Below are 12629 nucleotides of genomic sequence, written 5' to 3'. Positions count from 1 at the left end.
GGTGACGAAGGCAGGGCGCACCTTAACCCAGTTGGCTGTCGCCGGGGGTACGACGGGAGGCGAATTGCGCTTTAAGGGAAATTGCCTACAAGAGAAAGCAACTAACGCTACGAAATGTAATAAAACAATTCCGAGTAGACGCTGTTTTAAGGTGGGTTCGGATGAGGTTTGTTGGAAGGTGTTTAATGTTTAAACATCCTTTGTAGGAAGCATCCTACAAGAATGCCGCCGGCAAGTTTGGCCTGGCGGCATCGCACAGTTTCAGGTCGGGCTGGAGCGACCGGTCATTTCCCTGGCCATTTCGCTGGCGTAGCTGTCGGTCATGCCGGCGATGAAATCGATCATCCGCAAGAAGGATGTGTGCAGCGAGTCGTGCGGGCTGGGCGCATTGTTGCCGATCAGGTCGAGCACGCGACGGCTCTTGAACGACGGGGTGCGCCCGCCGTGTTGTTCAAGGGCGGCGGCGCAGAAGGTGTTGAGCAGGATTTCCAGGGTGGTGTAGGCACCGATCTCGTGCAGCGTCTTGCGTTTGTCCTGGAAGATCTTGTTGCGCGCCATGTCCTTGGCCTGCAGCACACAGCGCTTGGCCGGGCCGTGCATGTGCTCGACCAGATCCCCGCTCAACCGCCCAGCAAGCAGTGCTTGCTGTTGCTCGACGAACGCGTGCGCGGCCGCGTTGGTCAGGTGCTCGATGGCCTTGCCGCGCAAAATGGCCAGTTTGCGCCGGCGTGAGTCCGAAGGGCCGAGTTGGCGGTACGTCTCAGGCAGGTCGTCGCCGACCAGGTCGAGCAGCAGCGCTTCGACTTCGGCATAGTGCAGCAGCCCCATCTCCAGGCCGTCTTCCAGGTCGATCAGGGCATAGCAGATGTCGTCCGCGGCCTCCATCAGGTACACCAGCGGGTGGCGTGCCCAGCGTTGCTCTTCGAGCAGTGGCAGGCCCAGCTTGCGGGCGATCTGTTCAAGCAGCGGCAGTTCGCTCTGGTAGCAGCCGAACTTGTGTTTCTTGTAGCCCAGGGCATCGGCATGCCGTGCTGTCCAGGGGTACTTGAGGTAGGTGCCGAGGGTGGCGTAAGTCAGCCGGGTTCCACCATCGAACTGGTGATACTCAAGCTGGGTCAGCACGCGAAAACCCTGGGCATTGCCTTCGAAATTGAGAAAGTCGCCGCGTTCGTCATCAGTCATGCCATCCAGCCAGCCACGCCCCGCAGCCTGGTGGAACCAGTGGCGGATGGCGTCTTCGCCGGAGTGGCCGAACGGTGGGTTGCCGATGTCGTGGGCCAGGCAGGCGGACTGGATGATCATGCCCAGGTCGCTGGGCGCACACCAGTCGGGCAGGCTGTCACGCAGCGTTTCGCCCACGCGCATTCCCAGCGAGCGGCCGACGCAGCTGACTTCCAGGGAGTGTGTCAGGCGTGTGTGGATATGGTCGTTGCTGGAGACCGGGTGGACCTGGGTCTTGCGTCCCAGGCGGCGAAAGGCACCTGAGAAGATGATCCGGTCGTGGTCCTTGTGAAAAGGGCTTCGCCCCAGTTCTTCGGGGCTGTACAGGGCTTTGCCCAGACGTTCGCGGGTGAGCAGGGTATGCCAGTCCAAGGCTCGGTCTCCTATCGATCGAAGGACATAGCATCCTGCGTGGAGCAGGGCCGCGCAAGGGGCAGGTGGGCACCGCTGGCGATGCAGCGGCGCCAGTGGTTCAGGGGCGTCGCCCTGCTTGCAGGTAGAGGCGTACCAGCGGCAACAGGCTGCTGCCCAGGCGCACCAGGCGCGTCAGGTTACCGCTGCGCACGCCTTTGCCGGTCAGGTAGCCCAGCGCGACGACTGCACCGATGCCCCAGAGCGGCGCATGCTTGATGCCCAGCCCATCGTGCAGCGATCCGCCCATGCCGCGCAGCCGCTGCAGCGGTTGCAGCAATTGCCCCGATTCGTGGCGGATTTCCTGGCGATGCATCTCCAGACGCAAGCGCAGCAGGGCCTTGCGCAGCTCTCGTGGGTTACGGGTGTTCGGCAGTTCAGGCAGGCTCATGGCAACATTCGCTCCCGGTCCTTGGCAAGTTCTTCGAGGGTGGCACTGAATGGCGACGATTCGTCGAACACCGCCGCTTTCAGGCGCAGCCCGCAATACAGCGCGGCGAGGCCATAGAACACGCACAGGCCGATGATGCCGGCCAGGCGATAACTGTCCCACAGCAGCACCAGCAGCAGGCCTGAAAGAGCGGTCAGCAACAGCAGGGCGAACACCAGCGCCAGGCCTGCGAACAGCAGCAGGCTCAAGGTGCGTGCCTTCTGCTCCTGCAACTCGATGCCGAACAGTTCGATATGGCTGTGCAGCAGCCCCAGCAGTGCCGCGCCGAGGCGCTTGCCCGAGGCGCCGCTGGCAATGGTGTCATTCTCCATGGGGGCTCCTCAGCGCCGATTGGCCAGCAGGCCGATCAGCAGGCCGACACCGGCGGCGATGCCGATGGCCTGCCAAGGATTTTCCTGTACGTATTGTTCGGCGCTGCCCAGTGCCGCCTGGCCATGTTCTCGCACGGAGTCCTGGGTCAGTTGCAGGGTTTCGCGGGCTTGGCTCAGGCGCTCGTGGATCTGCTCGCGCAAGTCGTCGGCCTGGTCGCCAGCCAGGTTGGCCGTGTCGGCCAGCAGTTTCTCGGTATCACGGACCAAGGCCTGGAAGTCAGCCATGAGGATTTCTTGTGCAGTCTTTGCCGATTTGCTGGCCATGGAGCTCTCCCTGTGTAGGTGTGTGGTCTTTCGAGTTTGCCAAAGCGCCGAAGGTTCACTGTGGCGCTGGTATGGGCCTTGCTAGTCCTTGCGCAAAGGACCTTGCCACAACCCGGGGCGTCATTGCGGGTCGTGCGCCGATGCAGGGCGGAACATGCCCGGCGGATACCGATAAACCTTAACCCAATCCACGACAAACCGAAGAAAAAACCACGCAGGCTTCGCCCGATTCGGCAAGACGGGCTCGTAGGTCGGCACCGATTCGGTGCATGGATGCAGGTTCTTGAACTGTCCTGGTGCCTTTTCAGCAGGTCTGCCTCATTCATGGAAAACATGCACAGCGCGATGGACTCCCTCGTCCACGGTTCCAACACCCTGTTCATCCTCATGGGCGCCATTTTGGTGCTGGCCATGCACGCCGGCTTTGCCTTCCTCGAAGTGGGCACGGTGCGGCACAAGAACCAGGTCAATGCCTTGTCGAAGATCCTCAGCGACTTCGCCATCTCGGCATTGGTGTACTTCTTCATCGGCTACTGGATCGCCTACCGTGTGAGCTTCATGCAGCCGGCACCGCAGTTGGCGGCGGACCATGGCTAATTGCAAGGCGTCAGTGGCCTGGTGGCGATCAACTCGCTGATGGCCATGGTCGGCGGCACCCTGGCAGCCCTGCTGGCCGGGCGCAACGACCCAGGTTTCCTGCACAATGGGCCGCTGGCCGGGCTGGTGGCGATCTGCGCCGGCATCCGATCTGATGCACCCGGTCGGTGCGCTGGCCACCGGGCTGGTGGCGGGCGTGCTTTTTGTGTGGAGCTTCACTGCGGCGCAGAACCGCTGGAAGATCGACGATGTGCTGGGTGTCTGGCCGCTGCATGGGCTTTGCGGGCTGTGGGGCGGGATCGCCTGCGGCATCTTCGGGCAGTCGGTTCTGGGCGGCATGGGGGGTGTCAGCCTGGTCAGTCAGCTGCTTGGCAGCCTGGGTGGCGTGCTGGTGGCGCTGATTGGCGGCTTTGCCGTGTATGGCCTGATCCGCAGCGAGCATGGCCTGCGCTTGAGCCATGAACAGGAGTTCCAGGGCGCCGACCTGTCGCTGCACCGCATCGGTGCCACCAGCCAGGATTGAGCGAGTCAAGGTGCACGGTGGCCGGGAGGGACCTAGAATGGTCTCTCTCCAAGCCAACCGAGCCTTACTCCATGCTGCCTGAATGCCAACTCTTCGGCACCGTCGGCTGCCACTTGTGCGAAGTGGCCGAAGCTGTGCTGATGCCATTCGTCGAACATGGCTTGCTGATCGAGCTGGTCGACATCGCCGATAGCGAGGCGCTTTTCGAGCGCTATGGCTTGATCATCCCTGTTCTGCGCCGTAGTGATACCCGCGCCGAACTGCACTGGCCGTTCGATGCCGAACAGGTGGTGGCCTTCCTCGCGCAGTGATGGCACCAGGGGAGCTTTATCCCTGCTCCAGAGGGCGTGTTGCGTTGTGATGATCGAGTGCCCGGCGTGTTGACGCCGGCATTTTTCATGAATCATCAGGAATCGCCATGCTCATCACTCCTCATTTCACCCTTGATGAAATGACCGTTTCCCAGCTCGCTGCCAGGGAAGGGCTCGACAACACCCCGCCGCCCGAGGCGTACGCCAATCTGCAATTGCTGTGCAGTGCACTGGAACAGGTGCGCTCGCTGATGGGCGCACCGATCATCGTCAGCAGCGGCTATCGCAGTCCCGAACTCAACAAGCGCGTTGGCGGCGGGGTAGCGAGCCAGCATATGCAAGGGTTGGCGGCCGATTTCACGGTGCCGGGCGTGAGTCCGCGCAACCTGGTGCAACGGATCAGCGACAGCCGTGTGCCCTTCGATCAGTTGATCCTCGAGTTCGACCATTGGGTGCATTTGTCGGTTTCCCCGGGCGTACCGCGGCGTCAGGTGCTGACGGTCCGCAAAGGCACTGGCTATCTGCCTGGGCTGCAGTAAGCCACATTGACGGCGCCAGGAGTATGTTCGTATGCTGTATATAAATACAGTACCAAGAGGGAAGTCCATGCTCAACGTCGAGCAACTCAAGTACAGCGTCAACCGCATGCCGATAGCGCGCGTGCAAGACGCCGTGGTGGAGTTGCGCCTTGAAGGTCTGGTCACCGATGACCGAACGCCGTTCGGCAAGGTCCACTTCAACACCTGTTTCGCCGAAATCGAAGCTTTGTTCCAGCGCGCCGGCTATCACCGTGGGCTCGATGTGGTGGGGTACCAGGGCTTGCTGTATGCACTCTATGACCCTGGCCGCTGGGAAGCCGTGGAGGTGTTGCGCTGGCTGAAGCACCGCAGCGAGCGCAGGGGCGAGGCTGGTTGCGCTGTCGGGCTTGGAGGATAATGCCCGGCTCTGATCGATTCGAGTCTCGCCATGACCAGCCCCTTCGACCCCTCTCGCCAGCAAGCCAGCACGGTGTGCCTGCCACCTGGCAACTGGCCCACGGTACTCGATTGCCTGTGTGAGCACTTCAGCGCCATCGGCCGCGACCAGTGGCTCGACCGTTTTGCCCGGGGCCGGGTGCTTGACGCCCAAGGGCAGCCGGTCGCTGCCGACCTGCCTTACCGCCGCGGCATGCGCCTGCACTATTTTCGCGAAGTGGCCAATGAGCGGCCGATCCCGGTGGAGGAGACCATCCTGCACGTGGACGAGCACCTGGTGGTGGCCGACAAACCGCATTTTCTGCCGGTCACGCCGACGGGTGAGTACGTCGAGCAGACCTTGCTCCGGCGCTTGATCCGCCGCCTGGACAACCCGCACCTGGTGCCGCTGCACCGCATTGACCGGCATACCGCTGGCCTGGTGCTGTTTTCCGCCAATCCGCAGACCCGCAGCGCCTACCAGCGGCTGTTCCCGGAGCGGCGTATCGACAAACGATACCAGGCCATCGCCGCGGCCATGCCCCAGCGCCATTTCCCGTTGGTTCACAGAAGCCGACTGGTGCATGGCGAACCGTTCTTTCGCATGCATGAGGTGGAGGGGGCAGACAACAGCGAAACCCTGGCCGAGGTGCTGGAGAAGCACGGCGAGCTGTGGCGCTATGGCCTGTCGCCGGTTACCGGCAAGACCCACCAGTTGCGAGTGCACATGGTGGCCCTGGGGGCGGGCATCTGCAATGATCCGTTCTATCCCGAGCTGCTCAAGGAAGACGACGATTACCAGCGGCCATTGAAACTGTTGGCGCACAGCCTGCGCTTCGACGACCCGTTGACGGGCGAAGAGCGTTACTTTGAAAGCCGCCTGACGCTGGATTGGTAGGCGGTTGCTGGCCGTGATGGCCTCATCGCCGGCAAGCCGGCTCCCACAGAGATATCAGTGCCTTTGAGATCAACGCTGTACCTGTAGGAGCCGGCTTGTCGTGGCGACGAACCGCGGCGATGAGGCCACCCGAGGCTAGCGGTTGAAGCGCTCTACCAGTGAATACTGACCACCGACCGTGGTGCTCAGCGCTTCACTCAGCAGCGCCGAATGCTGCGCCTGTTCGGCGGTCTGGTCGGCCAGTTGGGCGATGGTGCTGATGTTGCGGCTGATCTCGTCCGCCACGGCGGTCTGTTCTTCGGTGGCGGCGGCAATCTGGGTGGCCATGTCGGTGATGTTGGCCACTGCCTCGCTGATGCCGACCAGGGCCTGATCGGCCTGCATGACTCGCTCGACACCTTCCTGCGCCTGGCGATGGCCGCTTTCCATGGTCTGCACGGCATTGTTGGCGGTCTGCTGCAGCTTGGCGATCAAGCTGTGGATCTGCCCGGTGGATTCGGCGGTACGCTGGGCCAACTGACGCACTTCGTCGGCGACCACGGCAAAGCCACGGCCCATTTCGCCCGCGCGGGCCGCTTCGATGGCCGCGTTCAGCGCCAGCAGGTTGGTCTGGTCGGCAATACCCTTGATCACATCCACCACGCCGCCGATCTCGTCGCTGTCCTTGGCCAGCTGGGTCACGGTGGCACCGGTCTCGCCCACTGCGCTCGACAGGCGCTCGATGGCGTCGCGGGTTTCCCCGGCGATCTGCCGGCCCTGGGCGGTCAGGCGGTTGGCCTCCTGGGTGGCATCGGCAGTGCGTTGCACATGGTTGGCCACTTCCTGGGTGGTGGCGGCCATCTGGTTCACAGCGGTGGCGACCTGTTCGGTCTCTACCCGCTGGCGCTCCAGCCCCGAGGAACTCATGTGGGCCAGGTCATCGGACTGGCGTGCTTGATCGCTCAGGTGTTCGGCGCTGTCCTGCAGGCGCGTCAGGCAGGTCTTCAGGCGCGCATCCTGGCTGAGCATGGCCATTTCCAGACGCGCCTGGACACCGCGGCTGTCGGTGTACATCTGCGCGATCAGCGGGTCGGAGGTGGTCTGTTCGGCCAGGCGCAGCAGGCGCTTGAGCCCCCGTTGCTGCCAGCCCAGGCCCAGCAGGCCGAGCGGCACCGACAGGCCGGCAGCCAGGGCGAAGCCCCAGGAATGGCCCAGCCAACTGCCGATCAGGAAACCGACCTGGCTGACCAGGATGAACGGCAGCCAGTCCTGCAGGACCGGAAGCCATTGGTCCCGGCGCGGAATGGCCGTCTTGCCCTGGTTGATGCGCTGGTACAGCGCCTCGGCGCGGCGGATCTGCTCGGCGCTGGGCTTGACTCGCACCGACTCGAAACCGACCACCTGGTTGTTGTCGAAGATGGGCGTGACGTAGGCGTTGACCCAGTAATGGTCGCCAGACTTGCAGCGGTTCTTGACGATGCCCATCCACGGCAAGCCTTGCTTGAGGGTTTGCCACATGTGGGCGAACACTGCCGACGGAACGTCGGGGTGGCGCACCAGGTTGTGCGGCGCACCGGTCAGCTCCTCTCGCGAGAAACCGCTGATCTCGATGAACGCATCGTTGCAGTAGGTGATCACACCCTTGGCGTTGGTGGTGGAGATCAACCGTTGTTGGGCGGGGAAGGTCCGCTCGCGTTGGGTAATCGGCTGGTTGTTACGCATGGGTCGTGTAATCCGCAAGGCTTTCGAAGGGTATCGGCAGGCTGGCGGTTTCATTGAATGAATATTTGCGGGCGCCGGGTGAAAAGGGGCCGCAGGGCAGCCCCAGCGGCGTCAGCTCGCGATCAGTTGGCGCAACACATAGTGCAGGATGCCTCCTGCCTTGAAATATTCCACTTCATTGAGGGTGTCGATCCGGCACAGCACCTCGATCTGCTGCTGTTGCCCATCTTCGCGGGTAATGCGCAGGGGCAGGCTCATGCCAGGTTTGAGGTGCGCGCCAGCGAGCCCCAGTACGTCGATCTGTTCCTTGCCGGTCAGCCCCAGTTGCTTGCGGTCGTGCCCGGCCTTGAACTGCAGGGGCAGCACGCCCATGCCTACCAGGTTGGAACGGTGGATGCGCTCGAAACTCTCCGCCAGCACGGCCTTGACCCCCAGCAGGTTGGTGCCTTTGGCTGCCCAGTCGCGGCTGGAGCCAGTGCCATACTCCTGGCCGGCGATCACCACCAGAGGGGTGCCCTCTGCCTGGTAGCGCATGGCCGCGTCATAGATCGACAGCTTTTCGCCCGTGGGCGCGTGCAGGGTATTGCCACCTTCCTCACCCGCGAGCATTTCGTTGCGGATGCGGATGTTGGCGAAGGTGCCACGCATCATCACCTCGTGGTTGCCGCGCCGCGAACCGTAGGAGTTGAAGTCCCGTGGCTCCACGCCCTTGCTGCGCAAGTAGCGCCCGGCGGGGCTGTCGGCCTTGATGTTGCCGGCCGGGGAAATGTGGTCGGTGGTCACCGAGTCGCCAAGCAAAGCGAGGATGCGGGCGCCCTGGATATCGGTGATTTTCGGCAACGGGCCGGCGATCTCGTCGAAGAACGGTGGATGCTGGATGTAGGTGGAATCGTCCTGCCAGACATAGGTGGCCGCTTGTGGCACCTCGATGGCCTGCCATTGGGCATCGCCAGCGAACACCTCGGCGTACTCCTTGTGGAACATCGCGGTGTCGACCCTGGCCACTGCAGCGGCAATTTCCTGTTGGCTGGGCCAGATGTCGCGCAGGTAGACCGGTTGGCCATCCTTGCCGATGCCCAGCGGTTCGCAGGTCAGGTCCAGGCGCACGCTGCCCGCCAGGGCATAGGCCACCACCAGCGGCGGCGAGGCCAGCCAGTTGGTCTTGACCAGCGGGTGTACGCGGCCTTCGAAGTTGCGGTTGCCTGAAAGCACCGAAGCGACCGTCAGGTCGGCGCTGGCGATGGCCTGCTCGATGGCCTCGTCCAACGGCCCCGAGTTGCCGATGCAGGTGGTGCAGCCATAGCCCACCAGGCCGAAGCCGAGCTGGTCCAGGTAAGGTGTAAGCCCGGCAGCCTCGTAATAGTCGGTGACGACCTTGGAGCCGGGCGCCAGCGAGCTCTTGACCCAGGGTTTGCGTTGCAGGCCCTTTTCCAGGGCTTTTTTCGCCACCAGGCCGGCCGCCATCATCACGCTGGGGTTGGAGGTGTTGGTGCAGGAGGTGATCGCCGCGATCACCACGGCGCCATCGCGCAGGGTGTAGGTCTGGCCCTGGTAGCTGTAGTCGATCTCGCCGGCCTGGTCGGCATTGCCGACGGCCACGCCACCGCCACCTTCGCTTTCCAGTCGGCCGACCTCCTTGGCCAGCGGTTTGGGCTGCAGTTCGATGAAGTGGTCGAAGGCTTGCCTGACCTGACCCAGGGCAACCCGGTCCTGTGGCCGTTTCGGCCCGGCCAGGCTGGCTTCTACGTCGTTCATGTCCAGCGCCAGGGTATCGCTGAACAGCGGCTCCTGCCCTGGCAGGCGCCACAGGCCCTGCGCCTTGCAATACTGCTCGACCAGTTGCACCGTTTCGCTCGGCCGTCCCGACAGGCGCAGGTAATCGAGGGTGACCTCATCGACCGGGAAGAAGCCACAGGTAGCGCCGTATTCGGGCGCCATGTTGGCGAGGGTGGCACGGTCGGCGAGGGGCAGGTCGGCCAGGCCGTCACCGTAGAATTCGACGAACTTGCCGACCACGCCCTTCTTGCGCAGCATCTGCGTGACGGTCAGCACCAGGTCGGTGGCGGTGATGCCCTCTTTGAGCTTGCCGGTGAGCTTGAAGCCGATCACTTCAGGGATCAGCATCGACACCGGCTGACCGAGCATCGCGGCCTCGGCCTCGATGCCGCCCACGCCCCAGCCGAGCACGCCCAGCCCGTTGATCATGGTGGTGTGCGAGTCGGTGCCGACCAGGGTGTCGGGGAAGGCGTAGGTGCGGCCGTCCGCTTCACGGGTCCAGACCGTGCGCCCGAGGTATTCAAGGTTGACCTGGTGGCAGATGCCGGTGCCTGGCGGTACCACCCGGAAGTTGTCGAATGCGCTCTGCCCCCAGCGCAGGAAGGCGTAGCGTTCACCATTGCGTTGCATCTCGATGTCGACGTTCTCGCTGAACGCCTGGGGCGTGGCGTAACGGTCGACCATCACCGAGTGGTCGATCACCAGGTCCACTGGCGACAGTGGGTTGATCCGCTGCGGGTCGCCACCGGCCTTGGCCATGGCGGCGCGCATGGCGGCCAGGTCGACCACTGCCGGCACGCCGGTGAAGTCCTGCATCAGCACCCGTGCCGGGCGGTACTGGATCTCGCGATCGGAACGGCGCTCCTGCAGCCAGCCGGCGAGGGCGCGCAGATCGTCGGAGGCAACGGTTTCACCGTCTTCCCAGCGCAGCAGGTTTTCCAGCAGCACCTTGAGCGACATGGGCAGGCGCTGCAGGTCGCCAAGTGCTCGCGCGGCCTCGGCGAGGCTGTAGTAGTGGTAAGTGTGGTCAGCCACCTTCAAGGTCTTGAGGGTGTTCAGGCTATCGAGCGAGGGCATTGCCAACTCCTTCTGCACCGGTGCCCGGCATCTGTGGATGGCCGGTGTCACCGCTCTGTTTCGGCCCGCACGGCACGGACCTGGCTGAAAGGTCAGGTTAGACCGCTTTGGTATCCCTGACCCTTTTCTGGACCGGCGGGGCGTGTCGCGGGTTCCGAACTTCCTTTATCATCGCCGCCCTGCCGGCGCCCGTGGCGCCAGCCGTAGTGGAGTGAGAAATGAGTACCCTGTTCATGCATTGCCGGCCCGGCTTCGAGGGCGAGGTCTGCGCCGAAATCAGCGAACATGCCGCACGGCTGGGGGTTGCCGGCTATGCCAAGGGCAAGGCGCAGAGCGCCTGTGCCGAGTTCGTCTGTGCCGAAGCCGACGGTGCCGAACGGTTGATGGTGCTACTGCGCTTCGGCCAACTGATCTTCCCGCGCCAGTGGGCGCGGGGCAGCTTCATCGAACTGCCCGAGAGCGATCGCATCAGCGTGCTGCTCGAGCACCTCGCCGGGCAGCCGCAGTTCGGCAGCCTGTGGCTGGAAGTGGTGGACAGCAACGAAGGCAAGGAGCTGTCGACGTTCTGCCGCAAGTTCGAGGTGCCATTGCGCAAGGCCCTGGAAAAGGCCGGGCGCCTGGTCGATGACGCCAGCCGTCCCCGCCTGCTGCTGACCTTCATCAGCGGTCGACGGGTGTTCGTCGGTGTGGCCGAGGCCAACAACAGCGCGTTGTGGCCGATGGGTATCCCGCGCTTGAAGTTCCCGCGCGAAGCGCCCAGCCGCTCGACCCTCAAGCTGGAAGAGGCCTGGCACCAGTTCATCCCGCGTGAGCACTGGGAGCAGCGCCTGGGTGACGACATGACCGGTGTCGACCTGGGGGCATCGCCTGGTGGCTGGACTTACCAGCTGGTGCGCCGCGGCATGCTGGTCACCGCCATCGACAACGGTCCGATGGCCGAAAGCCTGATGGACACTGGCCTGGTCCAGCATCTCATGGCCGATGGTTTTACCTGGCAACCGAAGCGGCCGGTGGACTGGATGGTCTGTGACATCGTCGAGAAGCCGGCGCGGACTACCGCGTTGATCGAGACCTGGCTGGGCGAGGGCCTGTGCCGTGAGGCGGTGGTCAACCTCAAGTTGCCGATGAAGCAGCGTTATGCCGAGGTGCGGCGCTTGCTCGACCGCATGGAAGCGACGTTCAAGGCGCGCAAAGTCAAAGTGTCGATTGCCTGCAAGCAGCTGTATCACGACCGTGAGGAAGTGACCTGCCATCTGCGCCGACTGGATTTGAAACCACGGTAATACGCTGCTGCCGCAGCGCTTGCTCTTGCTTCGGCTTTTGCTTCTAAGCGCGCGATAGTCCAGGCGCCGCAGATTGCGACTTCAGGAGGCCAAAAGCCAAAAGCTCAGGCGGTGGTTGCGATGTGCTTGAACATATCCATTTGCCAAGGCGACGCTGAATCACCTTTCCGCCCTTACGGCGGGTCACTTTTTGGCAAACGCCCCAAAAAGTAACCAAAAAAGGCTGGCTCCTGCATCCGGCCCCTGCGCTTCGCTCCGGGGTTCCCTCGCTCCGGTCTTGCTCCCGGGAGGACCGCGCTGCAGGCCCCATCCTGGGGCCCAGCGCTTGACGGGCATCCATGCCCGTCACCTCCCTCCGCAAGACCTCCGCTCGGCCTCCTGAAGTCGCAATTGGCGGTGACTGAACTACCGCGCTCCTAAAAGCAAAAGCGAAAGCAAGGCAGGGCGTGTTGCGCTGTGCGCCGCCGCTACAGGTGGCTATTGGACCGCGCCACGCTATGCGCCACAATAGCGATCATTTGCGGAGCCCCCCATGACTGAATTCACCCCAGACGCGATCCTCGATGCCACCGGCCTGAACTGCCCGGAGCCGGTCATGATGCTGCACCAGCACGTGCGCAACCTGGCCGCCGGTGGCCTGCTGAAGGTCATCGCCACCGACCCCTCGACCCGGCGCGACATTCCCAAGTTCTGCAACTTCCTTGGCCATGAGCTGCTGCAGCAGCAGGAAGAGGCGGGCACTTTCCTCTACTGGATCCGCAAGAAAGCCGACTGAGCCGCGCTGGAACGCGC

General features: G+C 63.6%; 12 protein-coding genes and 1 pseudogene. 7 read left to right on the top strand and 6 right to left on the bottom strand.

The features are described from left to right. Positions 1–261: 261 nt before the first annotated feature. The 4 genes from PPL01S_RS16490 to PPL01S_RS16475 all read right to left on the bottom strand — a co-directional run bounded on the left by PPL01S_RS16490 (position 262) and on the right by PPL01S_RS16475 (position 2718). Positions 262–1593, bottom strand: coding sequence for a deoxyguanosinetriphosphate triphosphohydrolase (locus PPL01S_RS16490; RefSeq protein WP_016392235.1), 1332 nt, complete (start codon positions 1591–1593; stop codon positions 262–264). A 100-nt stretch (positions 1594–1693) separates the two neighbouring features. Next, positions 1694–2023: a hypothetical protein gene (locus PPL01S_RS16485; protein WP_016392234.1), complete on the bottom strand. Its 330-nt coding sequence runs from the start codon at positions 2021–2023 to the stop codon at positions 1694–1696. Further along, positions 2020–2394 (bottom strand): phage holin family protein, encoded by a 375-nt coding sequence (locus PPL01S_RS16480; protein WP_016392233.1) that lies wholly within the window; start codon positions 2392–2394, stop codon positions 2020–2022. The genes PPL01S_RS16485 and PPL01S_RS16480 overlap by 4 nt, the downstream gene beginning before the upstream one ends. 9 nt (positions 2395–2403) lie before the next feature. After that, positions 2404–2718, bottom strand: coding sequence for an ElaB/YgaM/YqjD family protein (locus PPL01S_RS16475; RefSeq protein WP_016392232.1), 315 nt, complete (start codon positions 2716–2718; stop codon positions 2404–2406). Between the two features lie 324 nt (positions 2719–3042). Here PPL01S_RS16475 and PPL01S_RS16470 point away from each other — a divergent pair. From PPL01S_RS16470 to PPL01S_RS16450, 5 genes and pseudogenes are all read left to right on the top strand, one after another. After that, positions 3043–3838 (top strand): annotated as a pseudogene (locus tag PPL01S_RS16470) (ammonium transporter). A gap of 71 nt (positions 3839–3909) precedes the next feature. Continuing rightward, positions 3910–4149 (top strand): glutaredoxin family protein, encoded by a 240-nt coding sequence (locus tag PPL01S_RS16465; protein WP_016392231.1) that lies wholly within the window; start codon positions 3910–3912, stop codon positions 4147–4149. Between the two features lie 107 nt (positions 4150–4256). Continuing rightward, entirely contained in the window at positions 4257–4688 is a 432-nt protein-coding gene (locus PPL01S_RS16460) for a D-Ala-D-Ala carboxypeptidase family metallohydrolase (RefSeq protein ID WP_016392230.1), read from the top strand. 67 nt (positions 4689–4755) lie between these two features. Beyond that, positions 4756–5085, top strand: coding sequence for a hypothetical protein (locus PPL01S_RS16455; protein ID WP_016392229.1), 330 nt, complete (start codon positions 4756–4758; stop codon positions 5083–5085). A gap of 30 nt (positions 5086–5115) precedes the next feature. Continuing rightward, entirely contained in the window at positions 5116–6000 is an 885-nt protein-coding gene (locus tag PPL01S_RS16450) for a pseudouridine synthase (protein WP_016392228.1), read from the top strand. A 135-nt stretch (positions 6001–6135) separates the two neighbouring features. Here PPL01S_RS16450 and PPL01S_RS16445 read toward each other — a convergent pair whose 3' ends face one another. Together PPL01S_RS16445 and acnA are read right to left on the bottom strand one after the other, a co-directional pair. Further along, on the bottom strand, positions 6136–7701 hold the full coding sequence (locus tag PPL01S_RS16445) for a methyl-accepting chemotaxis protein (RefSeq protein WP_016391318.1): 1566 nt from the start codon (positions 7699–7701) through the stop codon (positions 6136–6138). A 111-nt stretch (positions 7702–7812) separates the two neighbouring features. Beyond that, positions 7813–10554, bottom strand: a complete 2742-nt coding sequence (gene acnA, locus PPL01S_RS16440) for an aconitate hydratase AcnA (protein ID WP_016391317.1) — start codon at positions 10552–10554, stop codon at positions 7813–7815. 218 nt (positions 10555–10772) lie between these two features. Between acnA and rlmM the strand changes: the two genes are divergently transcribed. Further along, on the top strand, positions 10773–11837 hold the full coding sequence (rlmM, locus tag PPL01S_RS16435) for a 23S rRNA (cytidine(2498)-2'-O)-methyltransferase RlmM (protein WP_016391316.1): 1065 nt from the start codon (positions 10773–10775) through the stop codon (positions 11835–11837). 532 nt (positions 11838–12369) lie between these two features. Beyond that, the gene (gene tusA, locus PPL01S_RS16430) at positions 12370–12612 is read left to right on the top strand and encodes a sulfurtransferase TusA (protein WP_008090850.1); all 243 of its coding nucleotides are present in this window, start codon (positions 12370–12372) and stop codon (positions 12610–12612) included. Positions 12613–12629: the final 17 nt, after the last annotated feature.

The sequence above is a fragment of the Pseudomonas plecoglossicida NBRC 103162 = DSM 15088 genome (assembly GCF_000730665.1).
In the GTDB taxonomy this organism is placed as follows: Bacteria; Pseudomonadota; Gammaproteobacteria; order Pseudomonadales; family Pseudomonadaceae; genus Aquipseudomonas; species Aquipseudomonas plecoglossicida.
This window is presented reverse-complemented; position numbering and strand designations above follow the sequence as displayed.